This window comes from Streptococcus oralis subsp. dentisani, from assembly GCF_002096685.1.
Classification (GTDB): Bacteria; Bacillota; Bacilli; order Lactobacillales; family Streptococcaceae; genus Streptococcus; species Streptococcus oralis_AD.
The window spans coordinates 247,069-267,094 of record NZ_NCVA01000040.1 but is presented as its reverse complement, the minus strand read 5'-3'; the positions used below and the strand labels follow the sequence as shown (position 1 = coordinate 267,094).

The 20,026-nt window shown below is 43.4% G+C and carries 16 protein-coding genes; 4 read left to right on the top strand and 12 right to left on the bottom strand.

Annotated elements, in window-relative coordinates; genetic code table 11:
* Nucleotides 1-28: 28 nt before the first annotated feature.
* The 5 genes from folE to B7705_RS05815 all read right to left on the bottom strand — a co-directional run bounded on the left by folE (nucleotide 29) and on the right by B7705_RS05815 (nucleotide 5,122).
* Complete coding sequence (folE, locus tag B7705_RS05835; RefSeq protein WP_000380916.1) at nucleotides 29-583, bottom strand: GTP cyclohydrolase I FolE; 555 nt, start codon at nucleotides 581-583, stop codon at nucleotides 29-31.
* Nucleotides 564-1,886: a bifunctional folylpolyglutamate synthase/dihydrofolate synthase gene (locus tag B7705_RS05830; RefSeq protein ID WP_084948400.1), complete on the bottom strand. Its 1,323-nt coding sequence runs from the start codon at nucleotides 1,884-1,886 to the stop codon at nucleotides 564-566. Before B7705_RS05830 ends, folE begins: the two co-directional genes overlap by 20 nt.
* A gap of 1 nt (nucleotide 1,887) precedes the next feature.
* Nucleotides 1,888-2,832: a dihydropteroate synthase gene (gene folP, locus B7705_RS05825; RefSeq protein ID WP_000066040.1), complete on the bottom strand. Its 945-nt coding sequence runs from the start codon at nucleotides 2,830-2,832 to the stop codon at nucleotides 1,888-1,890.
* A 103-nt stretch (nucleotides 2,833-2,935) separates the two neighbouring features.
* Nucleotides 2,936-3,643, bottom strand: coding sequence for a CPBP family intramembrane glutamic endopeptidase (locus B7705_RS05820; protein WP_000726540.1), 708 nt, complete (start codon nucleotides 3,641-3,643; stop codon nucleotides 2,936-2,938).
* A gap of 60 nt (nucleotides 3,644-3,703) precedes the next feature.
* Nucleotides 3,704-5,122 carry an NCS2 family permease gene (locus B7705_RS05815; RefSeq protein WP_000359243.1) on the bottom strand — a complete coding sequence of 473 codons (1,419 nt, stop codon included), beginning with the start codon at nucleotides 5,120-5,122 and terminating at the stop codon, nucleotides 3,704-3,706.
* 185 nt (nucleotides 5,123-5,307) lie between these two features.
* On the opposite strand from B7705_RS05815, the gene B7705_RS05810 reads away from it, so the two are divergent.
* The 4 genes from B7705_RS05810 (at nucleotide 5,308) to B7705_RS05795 (ending at nucleotide 9,200) form a co-directional block, all read left to right on the top strand.
* Nucleotides 5,308-6,120, top strand: coding sequence for a Cof-type HAD-IIB family hydrolase (locus B7705_RS05810; RefSeq protein ID WP_084948398.1), 813 nt, complete (start codon nucleotides 5,308-5,310; stop codon nucleotides 6,118-6,120).
* 276 nt (nucleotides 6,121-6,396) lie between these two features.
* Nucleotides 6,397-7,386: a PTS sugar transporter subunit IIB gene (locus tag B7705_RS05805; protein WP_084948396.1), complete on the top strand. Its 990-nt coding sequence runs from the start codon at nucleotides 6,397-6,399 to the stop codon at nucleotides 7,384-7,386.
* A gap of 75 nt (nucleotides 7,387-7,461) precedes the next feature.
* Complete coding sequence (locus B7705_RS05800) at nucleotides 7,462-8,274, top strand: PTS mannose/fructose/sorbose transporter subunit IIC (protein WP_084948395.1); 813 nt, start codon at nucleotides 7,462-7,464, stop codon at nucleotides 8,272-8,274.
* Between the two features lie 14 nt (nucleotides 8,275-8,288).
* A complete protein-coding gene (locus B7705_RS05795; RefSeq protein ID WP_084948393.1) occupies nucleotides 8,289-9,200 on the top strand; it encodes a PTS system mannose/fructose/sorbose family transporter subunit IID in 912 nt (303 codons plus the stop codon).
* A 57-nt stretch (nucleotides 9,201-9,257) separates the two neighbouring features.
* Here B7705_RS05795 and B7705_RS05790 read toward each other — a convergent pair whose 3' ends face one another.
* From B7705_RS05790 to B7705_RS05760, 7 genes are all read right to left on the bottom strand, one after another.
* The gene (locus tag B7705_RS05790) at nucleotides 9,258-11,486 is read right to left on the bottom strand and encodes an HAD-IC family P-type ATPase (RefSeq protein ID WP_084948391.1); all 2,229 of its coding nucleotides are present in this window, start codon (nucleotides 11,484-11,486) and stop codon (nucleotides 9,258-9,260) included.
* A gap of 163 nt (nucleotides 11,487-11,649) precedes the next feature.
* Nucleotides 11,650-12,984, bottom strand: coding sequence for an aminopeptidase C (gene pepC, locus B7705_RS05785; protein WP_084948390.1), 1,335 nt, complete (start codon nucleotides 12,982-12,984; stop codon nucleotides 11,650-11,652).
* A gap of 110 nt (nucleotides 12,985-13,094) precedes the next feature.
* Nucleotides 13,095-13,817 carry a pseudouridine synthase gene (locus B7705_RS05775; protein ID WP_084948387.1) on the bottom strand — a complete coding sequence of 241 codons (723 nt, stop codon included), beginning with the start codon at nucleotides 13,815-13,817 and terminating at the stop codon, nucleotides 13,095-13,097.
* A gap of 78 nt (nucleotides 13,818-13,895) precedes the next feature.
* The gene (locus B7705_RS05770) at nucleotides 13,896-14,126 is read right to left on the bottom strand and encodes a GlsB/YeaQ/YmgE family stress response membrane protein (protein ID WP_084948385.1); all 231 of its coding nucleotides are present in this window, start codon (nucleotides 14,124-14,126) and stop codon (nucleotides 13,896-13,898) included.
* Nucleotides 14,127-14,135: 9 nt separating this feature from the next.
* A complete protein-coding gene (locus B7705_RS05765; protein WP_084948383.1) occupies nucleotides 14,136-15,377 on the bottom strand; it encodes an aminopeptidase in 1,242 nt (413 codons plus the stop codon).
* 21 nt (nucleotides 15,378-15,398) lie between these two features.
* A complete protein-coding gene (locus B7705_RS09825) occupies nucleotides 15,399-15,551 on the bottom strand; it encodes a hypothetical protein (RefSeq protein WP_049477769.1) in 153 nt (50 codons plus the stop codon).
* 19 nt (nucleotides 15,552-15,570) lie between these two features.
* Nucleotides 15,571-19,962 carry a PolC-type DNA polymerase III gene (locus B7705_RS05760; protein ID WP_084948382.1) on the bottom strand — a complete coding sequence of 1,464 codons (4,392 nt, stop codon included), beginning with the start codon at nucleotides 19,960-19,962 and terminating at the stop codon, nucleotides 15,571-15,573.
* Between the last annotated feature and the right edge of the window lie 64 nt (nucleotides 19,963-20,026).

Here is a 20,026-nt window from a genome sequence, read left to right as displayed (position 1 = left end):
TAGAAAAATCCGCATGAAGCGGATTTTTTTATAGTCCCATTAGACGATAAGCCTGATCTCGGAGATCCTTATCGGTCTCAAATAGACCTCGAGCTACTGTCGTCAAGGTTGCAGTGCCTGGCTTTCTGACACCACGCATGCTCATACACATATGCTCGGCCTCAATGACAACAAAGGCTCCCTTAGCCCCCAGATAGTCCATCAAGGCATCGGCCACTTCGATATTCAACCGTTCTTGAATCTGTGGTTTTTTAGAGTAGACTTCAACCGTACGGGCTAACTTGGACAAGCCTGCCACACGACCATCTGGAATATAGGCAATGTGCGCTCTACCATAAAAGGGCAAGAAGTGGTGTTCACACATAGTGTGGAAAAAGATATCCTTTTCTACCACCATGTTATCATCAATAATCTCAAAGGATTTTGACAGGTGTTCCTCCGCTGTTTGACCAAGACCTGAAAAAATCTCTTGGTACATACGGGCTACACGAGCAGGTGTTTCCTGCAAGCCCTCGCGGTTAGCATCCTCACCGACAGCCTCAATAATCATTTTTACAGCCGCTTCAATCTTTTGTGTATCCATTCTCGTTCTTCCTCTCCATCAGATAGGCTCTCACTTGGCTCAAGAAATACAAGGAACCCGTGACAATCCTAACTGTTTGTTTCTCTTCATTTTTATCTGTCAATTTCTGCTCTAGAAAATCCTGCCAACTTTGGTAATTGAGATTTCTAGACTTAGCTGTCTCTTTCAATACTCTTTCATCAGTCGCCCGACTATCGTCAAAATGGGTTAAAGTCAATTGACTATCTGGCACCGTTTCTAGCAAATCCAACATATCCTCCAAGGCCTTAGTTTTAATACACGTAAAGAGGATTTCTTTATGATAGTCAGCAAAACGTTCTTGCAAAGTATTCAACAAAGCTTTGATAGCATGCGGATTGTGAGCCCCATCTAAAATTATCAAAGGCTCTCTAGAAACAACTTCCAAACGTCCAGGCCAACTTGTTGCCTCCATGGCTTGAGCAACCAAGTCATTACTTGCTAACTCCCGCCCAGTCTCCTGGCAATAACTATCTAGGAGAGCAAGCGCCATCCCCGCATTCTCTATCTGATGCAAACCAAGCAGACCTGTTTGAAAGCGACCTTGTCTGACAGAACTGGTATAATCAAAGACCTCGCCTGTCACCACACTTTCTTGATGACGAACCTGATAATCCGTCCCATAGGCAAGTCTCGGCGCATTTTTAGCTTCTGCAATAGGATCAATCACAGTCAAGGCTTCTGGAACAATGCAACCTGTCACCAAGGGAATACCTTGTTTGACAATACCAGCCTTCTGCTCTGCTATGGCCCCCAAGGTATCACCAAGTAGGGCTACATGGTCCAGTCCAATGGTCGTAATCCCTGTCAAAATTGGCTGACAAACATTAGTACTATCCAAAAGTCCTCCCATGCCGACTTCCATGATAGCCACATCTACTTGTTCTGAGGCAAAATAATCATAAGCTATGGCTGTGATAATCTCAAACTCAGTCGTTCCTTGTAATGCAACGCTCCTCTCCCCCTCAAGCAAAGAGCGATAAACTGCCATGAGGGCTTCTAGCCTCTCTTCTGGGATGGATTCCCCATTGATGCTAATCTGGTCTGTGTAATGAATGAGATAAGGCGAGCTAAAAACTCCAACTTTCAACCCCATCTTTTCCAGCATACTTTTCAAAAAAGCAATGGTCGAACCCTTTCCATTGGTTCCACCGATATGGATAACCCTGAGCTTGAGATGGGGATTGCCACGCAAAGCTAATAGTTCCACCATTCGTTCCAAACCAAAATGCGGTTGGTCCGTCCGGTAGTGAGCAATCCACTGATTGTTTTGAATTTCTTTCATCTTATTTATATTGTTTTAAATCTAGATTTTCTGCATCATCTGCCAAACGAATGGCTGACGCAATTTCAACTGCCATCTTATGACTGGCTACATCGTGCACGCGCACCACTTCGACACCCTGTCTCGCAGCGATACTAGTCACATGAGCCGAAGCGGTGTCCCGATTTCGGAAACCGACTTCCGTTTCAGGATTGACTTCAAAGCCATTTCCCTCCAAGATATTGAGGACAAATCGCTTGCGCGAAACTCCAAGAAAGATTGGATAGCCTTTCTGATGCAGTTTATCCAGATCACGTAGAAGGAGTAGATTTTCTTTCTTAGTCAGACCAAAGCCAATTCCTGGATCCAGCAGAATATTTTCTTGTGCAATCCCAGCTTCTTCTGCTCTTGCTAAGGCTCGTTCGAAGAAAGACTTCATCAAATCTTCGATTGGCATTTTTTCAAAGTCAGCTAACTCTTCCTCTGTAAAAGCTTGTCCAAAGCCAAAATGAGGAAATATGAGCGAACTAGGGTGCTGAGGTCGAGTCATGACTGGATTAAACATGATAACTACTTGCGCTCCCGCTTTGGCAACCACATGAGACATTTTCTCATCACCCATGAGACCAGTGATATCATTTACCAGATTGGCACCAGCTTCCAAAGCAGCTTCTGCCACCTGACTTTTCCAAGTATCGATGGAAATAAGGACATCACTTTCCTTACGGATAGCTTTGATTACTGGAACAACACGCTGGATTTCCTCTTCTATCTCAACATAGCTGCCACCCGGCCGAGTTGATTCTCCACCAATATCTAGCATGCTAGCTCCTTCAGCTATCAATTTACGGGCTTGCTGAAGAGCCTGGTCAACAGCAAAAAACTGCCCACCATCCGAAAAGGAATCTGGGGTTACATTGATAATTCCGCAAATGGCTGTTTTTGCCTGACTAGCTTTATTGGACATACGGTCACTCCTCAAGGTTTTTCACCACATTATTTCTCTATTTTACCATAAAAAGAAAAAGATGGATACGCTAGCATTTATCTTTTCCAAGTAAGGAAATGGTTTAGAAAGGTAAGCCTACATTTCGACTAATCAAAACCAGTAAAGCCAGCAAACAAAAGGCGATACCATTGACAATCATATGAAGCAAGATTGACATCTCTAAACGTTCTGTTCTGTAGGCTGTCCAAGTTAAAACTGTCGACATTCCTCCATAGATAAGGAGAGAAGGCAGATTGGTCGGTGTGTGGAGCAAGGCAAAGACGACTGCACCTACAAGATAACCCAACTTCTCCTTCCCACGGAAGATCTTTTTAGGGATAATTCCACGACACAATATTTCCTCACAAATGGGAGCAATCAGAACCAGTAAGAAAAAACTGGAAATCAGCGAGCTATTCTGAACCAGATTATTAATAGTTGATTGGTTGCTGGTCGTAGATTCATTCATCAGACGAAGCAAGGCAGATCCGAATAAATTACTTGTGAAAATAACCAAATAACTCAAAACCAAGCGGGCCAGATCTTTTGCCTTGAAAAAAGAAAGATTGAAGGTCGCAATCTCTGTTTTTCGCGCACTAAAGATAAAAACCGCTAGAATAGCAACCGACAGCAAAGCCACCAAGAGTCCTGACTGGAGGAGTGGGAATTGTCTAGCAGATAAAAGGGCAGATAAAATTAAAGGAAGTTGGGATAACACCAATCCTATTAAAAAAATCAACACCCATATTCCTCTATCCAGAATTTCTTGCCAGATACCTTTTTTCTTCATGATGTACCTCCTTATAATAAAAAGGGGAGACTCTCCTTTTTCTATTATACCATTTATAGCTTATAGCGCCATGCTAATATAGTTCAGGATGAACAAGGCATCCAAAATCCAAATCATCACGTGCACATCCTTGGCTTGACCTTTGACAACTTTTGTCAAGGTATAAGTCAAGAAACCAACAGCAATACCTTGTGTGATAGAGTAGCTGAATCCCATAAAGATAGATGTGAAGAAGGCAGGAACCGCTTCAGCCATATCATCCCAAGGAATGTTTTTCAAGTTAGAAAGCATCATGATTCCGACGATGATCAAAATTGGCGCTGTTGCAGCTGTCGGAACAATCGCTAGAAGTGGGCTAAAGAAGCTAGAGAGAGCAAAACAGATTGCAACAACTAGGGCTGTCAAACCAGTACGTCCACCAGCGCCGATACCCGCCGCAGACTCAACATAAGTCGTAACGTTTGAAGTACCTGCAATGGCACCTACTGAAGTCGCCACCAAGTCAGAGTAAAGAGCCTTGTCCAATTTAACTGACTCATGGTTTTCACCACTTGTCGCAACGATACCAACTTTTTCACCAGTACCGATAAGAGTACCAATTGTATCAAAAATATCCGTTAGTGAGAAAGCAAGAATGGCCATCAAAGTTTCTGGCAAACGTGAAGTGTTTGAAATCAAAGATCCTAAACCTTCTGAGCCCAGAGCGGCACCAAACAAAGTCCCAAGATCATTAACTGCTGATGAAAGATTGTTGCTAGCGAAGTCAATCCCTGATAATTTCACAACACCAACAGCAATGGCAAGCACAGTCGTTGTTAAAATAGAAAGAATGATTCCACCTTTGATGCCTTTAACAACAAAGAAGATGGTAATAGCCAGACCAGCAAGAGCCACCAATACTGCTGGAGTATTGAAGTCTACCAATCCTGGAACAGCTGCTGAGTTTGCAGTAAGTGCAGCTTGAGCCTTGTCTGCTCCCTCACCTGCTACAGTATAAGTACCTGGATCGATTGAGAATTTCAAGAGACCAGCATTCTTAATCCCAACATAGGCAAGGAAAACACCAATACCAGCTGAAATTGCTGAACGGAGCGTTGTAGGAATGGATTCGATGATCATTTTACGAACATTTGTCAAGGTAATAATCAGTGAAATAATTCCACAAATGAAGACCATACCAAGAGCTTCTTTCCAAGTATAGCCCATCCCAAACACAACTGTAAATGTGAAGAAGGCATTCAATCCCATACCTGGTGCTTGTGCGTATGGCAAATTAGCATAGAAAGCCATCATCAAAGTACCAACTACAGAACCGATAATCGTTGCCAAGAACACACCTTGAACAGGCATCCCTGTTTGTGAAAGCATTTGAGGGTTTACAAAGAGAATATAACTCATTGCAAAGAATGTTGTTAAACCAGCAAGCACCTCTGTACGGACATCTGTCCCGTGCTCTTTTAGTTTAAATAGTTTGTCCATGTTTAATCTCCTTTTGTTTTTTACGAACAATGAGAGTATTATATCATTTATCATTCACCTTTTCAATATGTTTGTTTGATTTATTTAACAAAATGAAATTTCTATTTTTGTTTTGAGTCTGTTTTTCTGCTTTCTTTTTGATATAATAGTAGACATCTTATCTGGAATGTACTAGGAAGGTTTATATGACTAAAAAAATTATCGCCGTTGATTTGGACGGAACCCTGCTCAACTCAGAGAGTAAGATTTCAGATTTTACTCGAAACACAATTAAACGAATTGCTGAAAAAGGCCACCATGTCATCATCACTACTGGGCGCCCTTACCGTATGGCAAAAGAATTTTATCAGGAACTAGAGTTGCACACACCTATGATCAACTTCAATGGTTCCCTTACCCATCTGCCAGGTCGTGCTTGGACGCATGAAAAGTGCTTGACCTTGGACAAAAAATACCTCTTAGACATGGTCAAACGCAAAGAGGATATCCAAGCCGACTTTATTGCAGGAGAATACCGCAAGAAATTTTATATCACGGCTCCTAATGAAGAAATTGCAAATCCCAAACTATTTGGTGTAGAAAATTTCCAACCAGAAAATCAATTCAAATCTGAATTGGTGACCAAGGACCCTAACTGTATCCTCTTGCAAACAAGAGTCGATGATAAATACGCGCTAGCAGATGAGATGAATCGTTTTTACCAACACCAACTAGCAATCAATACCTGGGGAGGGCCCCTCAACATTCTCGAATGTACACCAAAAGGGGTCAACAAAGCCTTTGCCTTAGAATACTTGCTCAATGTTATGAACCGTGACAAACAAGATTTGATTGCCTTTGGAGATGAACACAATGACACCGAAATGCTGGCTTTTGCAGGCAAGGGATATGCCATGAAAAATGCCAATCCCGATTTACTACCATATGCAGATGAGCAACTCTCTCTGACAAATGATGAAGATGGTGTTGCCCATACCCTACAAGATTTGTTCCTATGACACTCAAAAAGTTAGCTTGTGCTAGCTTTTTTGATTTTCACAATTTTTCAATTAATCGACCTGTTTTCATTTTTTTATATTAAATTACTCCCTTATCTTTTTAAACATTTCTACAAAAGGTTTATATATTAACATTTTGTAAGCGGGTTTTCATTGAAAACCAATACATATTTATAAGAAATGGTTGATTTTTGTTTGAAAACGGTTTATACTTAAAGTTAGACTTAAAGTTTTCTTAAACACACAGTCAAACATTTTAAAGGAGGAATGACAATAATGAGTATCGGAATCATTATTGCGAGCCACGGCGAATTTGCTGCGGGTATTCATCAGTCCGGATCTATGATCTTTGGTGAACAAGAAAAGGTTCAAGTTGTAACCTTTATGCCAAACGAAGGTCCAGATGATCTATACGCTAAGATCAATAACGCTGTTGCTACATTTGACGCAGAAGATGAGGTTCTAGTATTGGCTGACCTTTGGAGTGGATCTCCATTCAACCAAGCTAGCCGCGTGATGGGAGAAAATCCAGAACGTAAATTTGCCATCATTACAGGACTGAACTTGCCGATGTTGATCCAAGCCTACACAGAGCGCCTTATGGACGCTACTGCAGGTGTGGAAAAAGTCGCTGCGAATATCATTAAAGAAGCCAAAGATGGCATCAAGGCTCTTCCAGAAGAGCTTAACCCAGTTGAGGAAGTTGCAAGTGCTGCAGCTGCTCCTACTGCCCAAGCTGCTATTCCAGAAGGAACAGTTATCGGTGACGGTAAACTGAAGATCAACCTTGCTCGTCTAGACACTCGTCTGCTTCACGGTCAGGTTGCAACTGCTTGGACACCAGATTCAAAAGCAGATCGTATCATCGTTGCTTCAGACAACGTTGCAAAAGACGACTTGCGTAAAGAATTGATCAAACAAGCAGCTCCAAACGGAGTAAAAGCAAACGTTGTTCCAATCCAAAAATTGATCGACGTTGCAAAAGACCCACGTTTCGGTGACACTCATGCCCTTATCTTGTTTGAAACTCCACAAGATGCACTTCGTGCTATCGAAGGTGGCGTGCCAATCAAAACCCTTAACGTTGGTTCTATGGCTCACTCAACAGGTAAAACAATGATTAACAACGTTTTGTCTATGGACAAAGACGATGTTGCAACCTTTGAAAAAATGCGTGACCTCGGTGTTGAATTTGATGTACGTAAAGTACCAAACGACACGAAAAAAGATTTGTTTGACTTGATTAACAAAGCAAACGTTCAATAATTTTAATCTGTTTCTATCATTTTTGAAAACAGGATTAAATACTTTATTAAAATTAAATAGAAAAGGAATAAAACCATGTCAGATATTTCAATCATTTCTGCTATCTTGGTTGTAGTTGTTGCCTTCCTTGCAGGTCTTGAAGGTATCCTCGACCAATTCCAATTCCACCAACCAATCGTCGCATGTACCCTTATCGGACTTGCAACTGGTAACCTCGAAGCAGGTGTTATGCTTGGTGGATCTCTCCAAATGATCGCCCTTGGTTGGGCAAACATCGGAGCTGCCGTAGCTCCTGACGCTGCTCTTGCATCTGTTGCCGCAGCGATCATCTTGATTAAAGGTGGTAACTTTACTACTGAAGGTATCGCCGTTGCAACTGCAACAGCTATCCCTCTTGCCGTAGCTGGACTTTTCTTGACAATGATTGTTCGTACAATCTCAGTTGCCTTGGTTCACTCTGCTGACGCAGCTGCAAAAGAAGGAAACATTGCAGCTGTCGAACGCGCTCACTACTTTGCGCTTGTTCTTCAAGGTCTTCGTATTGCAATCCCTGCAGCCTTCCTTATCGCTATCCCAGCTTCTGCTGTTAAAGACGCTCTTGGCCTAATGCCAGAATGGTTGAATGGTGGTATGGCTGTCGGTGGTGCTATGGTTGTTGCCGTTGGTTACGCTATGGTTATCAACATGATGGCGACTCGTGAAGTATGGCCATTCTTCGCTATCGGTTTCGCTCTTGCAGCCATCTCTCAATTGACTTTGATTGCCCTTGGTGTCATCGGGGTTGCCCTTGCCTTCATCTACCTTAATCTTACAAAACAAGGTGGAAACGGTGGCGGCGGAGCTGCGACTTCTAACGACCCAATCGGTGATATCCTAGAAGACTACTAGAAAGGGGAACAATCATGGCTGAAAAAATTCAATTATCAAAATCAGATCGTCAAAAAGTTTGGTGGCGTTCACAATTCCTTCAAGGTTCTTGGAACTACGAACGTATGCAAAACTTGGGTTGGGCTTACTCATTGATCCCAGCTATCAAAAAATTGTACACTAAAAAAGAAGACCAAGCGGCTGCTCTTGAGCGTCACCTTGAGTTCTTCAACACTCACCCATACGTAGCTGCTCCTATCATGGGGGTTACTCTTGCACTTGAAGAAGAACGCGCTAACGGTGTTGAAATCGACGACGCAGCTATCCAAGGGGTTAAGATCGGTATGATGGGACCTCTTGCTGGTATCGGTGACCCAGTATTCTGGTTTACAGTTCGTCCTATCCTTGGAGCCCTTGGTGCATCACTTGCTGCATCTGGTAACATTGTTGGTCCTCTTCTCTTCTTCTTCGGATGGAATGCTATCCGTATGGCCTTCCTATGGTATACACAAGAGTTCGGTTACAAAGCTGGATCTGAAATCACTAAAGACATGTCTGGTGGTATCTTGAAAGACATCACTAAAGGAGCATCTATCCTTGGTATGTTCATCCTTGCCGTTCTTGTACAACGTTGGGTGTCTATCAACTTTACTGTGAACCTTCCAGGTAAACAATTGGCAGAAGGTGCTTACATCAACTTCCCAGAAGGACCTGTATCAGGTGCTGAGTTGAAAGGTATCCTTGGTCAAGCACTTGGTGGATTGAGCTTAGATAAGATTCAACCACAAACCCTTCAAGGTCAGTTGAACTCATTGATTCCAGGATTGATGGGACTTCTCCTTACTTTCCTTTGCATGTGGCTGCTTAAGAAAAAAGTATCACCAATCGCAATCATCCTTGCTCTCTTTGCAGTAGGTATTGCAGCTCGTTTCTTCGGTATCATGTAAACCATCGAGAATATAAATAAAAAAGAATCAGGTAATAAACCTGATTCTTTTTGTGTATCAACTTTTTCTCCTAGTAAGATAATGCAAGCCTCCAATCGCCACTGCTAGGCTGGCTACATAGACGACTTGGCTGGTTTCTAAAGGCACAAAAGTTCCTTGCAGGATAAAGGTATTGGCAAGTACGCCAACAAGGGCTGCAAGGCTCAAAAGTGTGAGCAAGGCTAGTTTGTATCGATTAAAGGGAATGCTGATCTTGGCAACTAGACACAGACCATTGACCAAAGCAAGGAGGAAGCAAATAAATTTAACCTGACCTGGGACAGTGATAAAGAAGTTAGTCAGGAGTACACTAGCAACCAGAATGCCACCGCCAATCGCAGCATTGGTCAAAATATCTCGCATAAAATGTGTGCTGACCTTTTCTTTATTGGACTCAAAAGTTAGGAAGAAAGATGGAATCCCAATCGTAATGGCTGAAATGATTGTAAACTGAATGGGGATAAAGGCAAATTCCAAACCAAATACCACACTCAAAATGGCAAAAACGATGGAGAAGAAGGTCTTTGTTAGAAAAAGAGAGGCTACCTTTTGGATGTTATTGATGACACGGCGTCCTTCCATCAAGATATCATAAAATACTGCAAAGTCATCTGTCAGGAAAACAATATTGGATACACTTTTGGCTGCACTGGTGGCGCCATTCATAGCAAAACTAATATCTGCTTTCTTGAGAGCCAAAACATCATTAACTCCATCACCACTCATGGCAACTGTCTTACCAGCCTTTTGCAAAACGGTCACCATCTTTTGCTTCTGTTCAGGTGTCACACGTCCAAATATATCGTGTTCCAAGACCACTCTTTCAAAGTCATCATCGCTCACCTTGGTCATATCAATCGCACGGGCTTCTTCCTTAAAACCTGCTTTACGAGCCACCCCATATACAGCTACATGATTATCACCACTGATAATCTTCACTTCAACACCTTGAGATTCGAAATAGTCGAAGGTTTCCTTGGTATTGTCCTTAATCTCATCCGACAAAACGACGTGCCCTAGTAGTTCCATATTGGCTGGACTCGTGATGTGGTCCTTGCTATGAGCAAGTGTCAAGATTCGAAAACCTTGCTGCTTCAGATGTTCATAGTAGGTACCCATTGGCTGGGTAAAGCCTAAAAACTCATAGGCTCCGAAGAAATAGGTCCCACCCTCTTTTACTTGGACAAAGGAATACTTGTTTTTGCTTGAAAAGGCACCGACTTCTTGAACTTCCCACTTTTTCTCACACGTTAAGTAAGTCTTCAGAGCGCGCGAAGTTGCATTTTCATCCTCAAAATAAGCCAGATAAGAAGACAGTTTCTCTGCCAGTTTCGTATCCATTTCTTGGACCTTCATATTCCCCGTCGTGATAGTTCCTGTCTTATCAAAACAAAGAACATCTACTCGCGCCAAGGTCTCCACACAGTATAGCTCCTGCACTAGAACCTTCTTTTTAGCCAGCTTCATGGCCGCTACCGCAAGGGATACACTGACCAGGAGAATCAACCCCTCCGGAATCATGCCGACCAAGGCACCAGAACTTCCCAAGACAATCTCAACATAAGTCCGCCCTAGACTGAAACCTCTGACATAGAGCAGAATCGCAACTGGCACCAGCAAAATAGAGACGATTTTTAAAATCTTATCCATGTAATCGCGTAGCTGAGAAGGGTATTTTTTGAATTCCTTGCTGGATTTTGCGAGTTTGTTGATGTAGCTATCCTGTCCCACAGCCGTCGCCGTGACCAGACAAGTACCGCTGACGACATTGCTTCCGCTCATCAGCTTGTCACCCGCTGTTTTAAAGACCGAATCACTCTCACCAGTCAGCAAGGACTCATCCACTTCAATATTTCCTTCAAGTACTTCTGCATCGACAGGCACCTGGTCACCCAGATTAAGATGCAGATACTCACCCAGAACGATGTCCTCTGGATCAATCTCAATCGTTTGACCATCTCGATTGACTCTGTACTTACTTTTACCAAGCAAACTTAGCTTTTCTAAGGCATTTTTTGAACGCACTTCTTGAAAAATCCCAATGGCTGTATTGATAGCAATCACACCTAAAAAGAGCATATTTTCAAATCGCAAGGTTGTAGCTACCAGAACTGCCAGAGCCAAGTTCATGGCATTAAAGAAGGTAAAGATATTTGAAACGACAATTTCCTTGGTTGTTTTATAAGGTTTAATATCGCTGATGTTTCGTTGACGATTCTTGATGTCTTGGCTACTTAAATACTTCATTTATACTCCAATATCCTTTTGTACTACTATAGTAACACATATCTTTTTCTCTGTCACTTAAAGACTCAAAATAAGAAGAACTCCCTTGGCAAGCATCATCTATCGCCACTTCAAGAAGAACTTAAAAAGAAGCTAGGATTCCCCTAACCTCTTTTCTATAGCTTTATTCTGCCAAGGCTCCCATTGGGTCCCATGGTGCAAGTACGATTGGTTCTGCTTCATAGGCAGCTTTTTCTTCTGCTGTCAGCAATTCCTTACGGACAACAATTTGGTAAGTGTATTCATCCATCCAAGAGTCTGAGGCAACAAAGTAACCATCTGTACCGACCTTGTCTCCCCATGAGTTTTCAACCTTCCACTTGATTGATTTGCCATTTTCGTCCAAGTCCACACCTGTCAAGACCATGGCGTGAGTCATCAAGCTTTCGCTGTAGTCCAAACGTCCAGCCTTGTCTTGAGTGAGTTGAATATCCATACTTGATTCAAAGTCATAAACATCTGTCGCAAGGATTCCAGCTTTGCGGTTGCTAAGCTGGCCGACATCTGAACCAAACCAAACAGTCTCACCTGTTTGCATTTGGGCAATCGCCAATTCTTTCAAGCGTTCCATTGGAACGTTGATGTAGCGAACTGCACGGCTACCAACCACATTTCCCAACATCTCAACTGTGTAAGATTTGCCGTATGGTTTGTCAGCAGTCGGAGCATTGATAACAGAAACATAATCTTCTAGAGGAAGGTCAACATATTTCTTGTAAAACTCTTGTGGCGTGGTACCCTTTTCGCTTTGATAGTTATCATCCTTATCGCGATAAGCAAAGTCAAATTTACGCGGTGGAAGACCTAGTGACATAGCAAGGAAGTTAAAGATTTCTTGCAAGAGGTCTTCTTTCTTAGCTTGAACAGTCGCTTGGTCTGCACCAGAAGCGAGCAAGTCACGCAAGATTTGAGCATCTTGGCGAAGCAATTTGTTAAGGATGGCATTGAGCTCGCGGCTATTGCTAGATGAAACAGACTCAGGATAAACAGACTTAGGCACGACACCATATTTCTCAAAGAGGGCAACGACCATATCCCATTGACCACCATCTTGTTGTGGAGTTTGGAGTAGGAAGCTGACCTTGCGGCTCGTCAATTCTTGGTCTGCAGTCGCAATCACTTGCTCCAAGAACCAGTTAGATTTCTCGTACTTATCCCAAAAGAAAGTGTGGGCCTGTGACAATTCAAAGTTCTCAAGTTTGTATTGAGAGATGAGTTTGTGACGGAAGGTGTTGAGAGCCGCAAACATCCAGCAACGACCAGACGCTTTCTGATTAGTAACCTTGTCCTTGGTCAAATCCAATGAGAAAACAGGTGTATTGTCTACATGGCTTTGGCGACGTTCCAGGGCTGCAAAAATTCCGTTGTGACTGGCAGCATTTTCAATCGCTTGGTATTTGACATTTGCTTCATAGTTGGCAAATAGTTTATCTGTAAATGATTCTTGAATCGCGTTCATAGATTCCTCCTTTTATTCTACTGTCTATTATAACTCTTTTCACAAATGAAGCAACCGAAAAACTTAAAAAGGTAAGGACATTCTCCTCACCTTTTCTAACATAATCCAAACTAAGCAATACTAGCAAGGAGCTCCTCTAACTCCTCCTTGGTCAAGCGACGCCATTCTCCTCGTTCTAAGTTCTCATCCAAGGCTAAAGTTCCCATCGTCAAACGTTGCAGGTCCACCACTTCCTTGCCACAGTAGGCCACCATACGCTTGACTTGATGGAACTTCCCTTCAGCAATGGTCACGCGAACCAGACTTTGATTCTTTACTAGATTTACCGACACAATCTCCAGCTTAGCTGGCTGGCAGGTAAAATCCTTGAGCAGAATGCCCTTGGCAAATGTCTCCACGTCTTCTTGGGTCATAACTCCCTCGACCTGTGCCAGATAGGTCTTATCCACATGACGTTTTGGTGAAAGAAGAGCATGAGCTAGTTTGCCGTCATTGGTCAAGAGCAGAAGACCATGCGTATCAATATCCAAGCGCCCTACTGGGAAAACTTCCTTGGTCCGCGCCAAGTCATCCAGCAAGTCTAGAACCGTTCTATGCTTGGAATCTTCAGTCGCTGAAATGACTCCTTGGGGCTTGTTCATCATGTAGTAGACAAACTCCTCGTACTCCAGCACTTGGCCATCAAAGCGAATCTCATCTCTTTCTTCATTAATCTGCAATTTAGCTGATTTTTCTTTTTTACCATTTACCATCACGCGCCCAGCCTTGAGCAAGTTTTTGACCTCAGTCCGACTCCCTACAGCGCAGGCAACTAAAAATTTATCTAATCTCATAGAACTATTATATCATACTCAAAAGGAGGCTGGCTCAATGACCAACCTCCTTTTCTTTTCAGATTTAGTTTTAGGAACTTAACTTCCCCGTCTCCAGAAAATAGCTAAGACAATCATGGCACCTAAAACAGCAGGAATAACAGCTGTTCCCGCTAGAATTGGTCCCCAAGTCCCAAAGAGCAGGTGACCCAGAAAGGCACCAATCCAACCGAGAAACATCTTCCCAAAGCATCCCATGCTTTCTCCGCGATTGGTCAAAGCACCTGCTAAGAGCCCCACTAGGAGACCAACAAACATACTTCCAAGCATAGCTTCTCCTTAAATTGCCCAGTCTCCATTACGGAAGAGTGGTACGCGTGTTCCATCCTCACGGATACCATCGATATCCATTTGATTCGAACCAATCATAAAGTCCACGTGAACATCTGAACGGTTCAGTCCTGCAGCGTCAAGCTCTTCTTCGCTCATCTCTGCACCACCAACAACGCTAGTCGCATAGGCAGCACCGATAGCCAAGTGGTTTGACGCATTTTCATCGAAAAGGGTATTAAAGAAGGTAATACCTGACTGAGAAATTGGACTTGGATCTGGTACCAAGGCACATTCACCCAAGGAACGCGCGCCAGCATTTTCAAAAACAAGGTCTTTCATGACCTGATCACCCTTCTCAGCAGTGATATCTACGATTTGACCATCCTTGAAAGTTACTTTAATGCCTTCGATGATATTTCCGTTGTAGCTAAGTGGTTTTGTAGAGGTTACATAGCCCTCTGCACGACGGAAGTCAGGAGCCGTAAAGACTTCTTCTGTTGGCATATTTGGCAAGAATCCTTCTCCCTGTGCATTGACTGCTCCAGCTGATTCCCAAACGTGATTCTTCGGCAAGCCAAGTGTCAAATCTGTCCCTGGAGCTGTGTAGTGAAGAGCTGAAAATTGTTCTTTATTAAGCATTTCCGCCTTGCTCTTAAGGATTGCTGCATGTTCTTCCCAAGCCTTAACTGGATCTTCTTCGTAGACACGGCAAGTTTTGAAGATTTGATCCCAAAGGAGGTCCACTGCTTCTTCATCGCTCGCAGCATTTGGAAAGACCTTCTTAGCCCACTCAAGCCCTGCTGCAGCTGCTACAGTCCAGCTAACCTTGTTGGATTGAGTTGCGATACGCATTGGCTTCATGGCAAGTCCCATCGCTTTAGCAGAAGCTGAAAGCTTGTCCGCATCCACTCCGTTCAAGGCACCTGGATCAGAAGAACGAACCCCAAGACGGCTAGCCTTGTTCTCCAAGAGATAGTTCATCTCAGCAATCTTGTATTCTGGCACATTGTCTAGACGCTCCATCGGCGCGTGGAGGAATTTCTCACGGTTAATCACATCATCTGTCCACTGAACGATAACCTCATGCGCACCCAAGGCATAAGCTTCTTTCACAATCAAATGCGCCAACTCACGCTGCTCCACATCGATAGAGAGAGCCAAGGTGTGACCAGGTTGCACGTTAATTCCGTTCGCAACCAATAATTTCGCATATTTTTCTAGATTTTCTTTAAAATTTGGTAAAACCATTCTATTCTTCCTTTTCTTTTGTTATTTCTCTTTAAATAAGGACAACAAGCTAACCGTTGCCACCGTACCGCAAATCAAAGCGGTCATTCTCAAAATCGTATCAGGGTCAAGATCCAGCTGATAATCAAACACCTTTTGCGCTGGCTTATCCTGAGCGGAAATGGTAAGTTTCATAAAAACCTCTTCCTATATTTTAGAAAAATTCATCAAACAAACTCAACTGGTTATCCTCTGGCATATTGCCCAGAATCCCCATTTCATCCATCTTTTCAACCAAGGTTGATGAGAGGCCACCACGTTTGCGTAGTTCTGTTTTGGAAAGGAATTCTCCCTCTTCACGCGCTCGTACCAACTGCTTGGCAACGTTCTCTCCCAGACCATCCATTGCTACAAATGGCGGAATGAGGGTATCCCCATCGATGAGGAACTCTGTCGCCTGACTACGGTAGAGATCGAGTTTGCCAAACTTGAAACCTCGTTCCCACATCTCATTGACAATCTCAAGAGTTGTATAAAGATCAATTTCCACATTAGAAGCTTCATTGTTCTTCCGTTTTTCAGCGATTTCTTCCATTCTTCGCTTAATAGCATCTAAGCCCGCTCCCATAGTCTTGATATCAAAGGCCTTGGCACGGATAGAGAAATAAGCACAGTAATAATAAATCGGATGGTGAACCTTGAAGTAGGCCACACGCAAGGCCATCATAACGTAGGCTGCCGCATGGGCCTTAGGGAACATGTACTTGATTTTCCCACAGGACTCGATATACCACTCTGGTACCTTATTGGCTTTCATGGCTTCAATGTAGCCATTTCGCTCTTCCTCGGAAATCTTCAACCACAATCCCTTACGTACCCGTTCCATGATGGTAAAGGCCATCTTAGGCTCGAGACCCGCATGCATGAGGTAAACCATGATGTCGTCCCGACAACCGATAACGGTTGATAGGTCCGCAATTCCTTGCTTGATCAAATCCTGGGCATTTCCCAACCACACATCAGTACCGTGGGACAGACCTGAGAGCTGAAGCAATTCCGCAAAAGTCGTCGGATGCGTTTCGTCTACCATCCCACGTACAAAGTTTGTTCCAAACTCTGGGATTCCCAGCATGCCCGTCGGCGTTCCGATTTGCTCCGGCGTCACCCCAAGTACATCCGTCCCAGAAAAGAGGGCCATCACGCCTTCATCATCCATAGGGATTTCATTAGGGTCAATCCCAGACAAATCCTGCAATTTCCGAATCATGGTCGGATCATCATGCCCCAGCACATCGAGTTTGAGGACGTTCTCATCGATATCGTGGAAGTTAAAGTGAGTGGTCTGCCATTCAGCCGTCACGTCATCCGCTGGATACTGGACAGGCGTAAAATCGTAGACATCCATGTAGTTAGGAATAACAACGATTCCCCCCGGGTGTTGTCCTGTTGTCCGCTTGACACCGGCAGCACCTTGAGCAAGGCGTTCCACCTCTGCATCACGATAAAACTTCCCATAGTCTCTCTCGTAGCCCTTTACAAATCCATAGGCAGTCTTAGCAGCTACCGTACCAACCGTTCCCGCACGGAAGGCATATTCTTCACCAAAGATATCACGCACATCCAAGTGGGCGCTTGGCTGATCTTCACCTGAGAAGTTCAAGTCAATATCGGGAACCTTGTCCCCATCAAAACCGAGGAAGGTCTCGAACGGAATATCCTGCCCATTTTTGCTGAGTTTGTGGCCACACTTTGGACAGTCCTTATTAGGCATATCAAAACCGGAACCATAAGAACCATCAGTTATAAACTCACTGTACTGACACTGACCACAGACATAGTGAGGAGAAAGAGGATTAACCTCCGTAATCCCAATCATAGTCGCAACGAAACTAGAGCCGACAGATCCACGAGAACCAACCAAGTAGCCCCGTTCATTGGAACGTTGCACCAGCATCTGGGAAGCCAGATAAATCACGGCAAATCCATTCCCCAGAATAGAAGTTAATTCTTTTTCAATCCGCAAATCAACGATATCTGGCAGAGGATTTCCATAAATCTCAAAAGCTTTCTTATAGGTCAGCTCAGCGACCGTTTCTTCAGCCTTGTCAATGAAAGGTGTGTACAAGTCACCCTTAACAACCTCAACAGGCTCAAAAATTTCTGCCAAGGCATTGGGATTTTCAATAACTAGCTTGTGTGCTAGCTCCTCTCCTAAGAAAGCAAATTCATCCAACATCTCATTAGTCGTTCGAAAATGAGCTTTCGGAAGAGGAGCTGGTTGGGCATGTTCACCATGACCGATGGTTCGGTTAATCATAGCCCCCTGGCCCAAACTACGGACAATAATTTCACGGTAAATCTCTTCTTCCGGTTCGATATAATGGACATTTCCCGTAGCCAGAACAGGCTTGCCAAGACGGTCTCCGACCTCTATCAAACTCTTGATAATGGTCTGGAGTTCTGCCATATCCTTGACTTGCTCCTTGGCAATTAATGGCGCATAGATGGCAGGTGGCATGACCTCGATAAAGTCGTAATACTTAGCCACCTCAACCGCCGCATCCACACCTTGGGAAACGACTGCATCAAAAACTTCACCCTCTGAACAGGCTGAACCTAAAATCAAACCTTCCCGATGGGCATCTAGAACCGTTCTCGGAATCCGTGGTACCCCTTCAAAGTACTTGATATTGGACAAAGAAACCAGCTTAAAGATGTTTTTTAGACCTACTTGATTCTTGACATAGATGGTCGCATGCTTAATCCGAGCTTTTTTATAAGAATCTGGACTAATCAAATCAATGTTTAGTCTAGCTAGATCGGTCACACCATGTTTGTCTGCTACCTCTTTGATAAAGATGAAAAGCAAACGACCAGTCGCTTCCGCATCGTAGTTAGCCATGTGGTGGTGTTCCAGTGCCACACCAAAACGCTTGGTCAAAGGTCCCAAACCATGACGTTTATACTCAGGATAGAGGTTCCTAGCAAACTCGAGCGTATCGATGACTGGCTGGCTAATCTTAGGCAGACCATGACGCTCATAGTTGGCATTCATAAAGCCAACGTCAAAGGTGGCATTGTGGGCGACTAGGACCGTATCCTTGCAGAATTCTTGGAATTCTTGCAAAACTTTTTCTAGTGGTTTGGCATTTTTGACATGATCATCTGTAATTCCAGTCAACTCTGTAGTAAAGGCTGACAAGGGATGCCCAGGATTGATAAATTCATCAAATTCAGCAATAACATTCCCCTTATACATCTTAGAGGCCGCAACCTGAATCAAGTCATTATAGATGGCTGAAAGTCCCGTCGTTTCCACGTCAAAAACCACATAGGTCGCTTCTGACAAGTCCATCTCCACTTCGTTATAAACGATAGGAACTCGGTCTTCAACAATATTAGCTTCCATTCCATAGATCAGCTGGATTCCCGCTTTCTTGGCTGCCTTATAGCCATGTGGGAAGGACTGGACATTGCCATGGTCCGTAATTGCTACCGCTTTGTGACCCCATTTGGCAGCTGTCTCAACGATTTTCTCGACCTCGGGTAGTGCATCCATGGTCGACATGTTAGTATGGGCGTGAAATTCGACACGTCGCTCACCTTCTGGCATGAGATCCTTTCTTTCATGATGCACCACTTCCTGCACATCCTGAACGTTCATGGTCAAATCGCGTGTAAAGTTATTCATCTCCACATTTCCACGAACACGGAGCCAAGAATTCTTCTTAATGATGTCAAACTTCTGAGCTTCTTCTTCATTCTTAACCCATTTTTGCATTGAAAAACTTGAAGTGTAGTCCGTCATTTTAAAATTGATCAAAACGCGACCAGTTCTGGTCACTTTATGTTCCACATCAAAAACGACCCCTTCAAAGACTAGACGATTTTCCTCAGTTGTCACGTCGATCATCTGGGTAACTTCTGCCTTATCTAGTTTTGGCTTAGCCGCAGCTTTTTTAGCCTGAAAATCGAAGGCTGGTTTCTCTTCTACTGGAGGAGGAGCCATTTGTTCCAGTTGTTCCATAGCACGCAAAGCCTCTTCATTGGCAGCCTGTACAATTTGTTCATTCTCCGTATAGAAGGCTTCCTCCTGCTCTTGTGTAAGGGCATCATTCTTTTCTATTTGGCATACAAAGGCTGGGAAACCAAACTTTTCAAGTTGCTTTGCTAGATTAGGAAGATGATTCTTCTTAAAGTGTTCCTTATCAATCGCCTCTGAACCTTCAATAAAGAGTTGATTTCCCTCCGCACGAACTTGCAGATTCTGATAAAGAGACTTAAATCCTTGGCTAGCACACGGACCTTCAGAAAAAGCCTCCTTATAGTAGGCCTGCAAGAGTTCATTAGAAAATTCCTGAGAGAGCGCCTTGATTTCGAAAACAGCTCGATTCCCTGTCTTAGAAAATTCTTCACTAAGCCCTTTCTTTAACTCTAAAAAGATTTCAATCGGTAAAATATTAGAAAATACAAAATGAAATTCCCAGACCTTACTAATTTTATGAACCACAACACGCTCAATACTTGCATCAACAAGAGCAGGGTCCTGTCTCAGCTGATCAGAGATTCCTAGTTGATTCATTAAAATTTCAAACTTACTTGACATTCAATTTCCTCACATTATTCTCTTACTATTTTACCATAATTAAAGAAAATATATAGCCAGTACC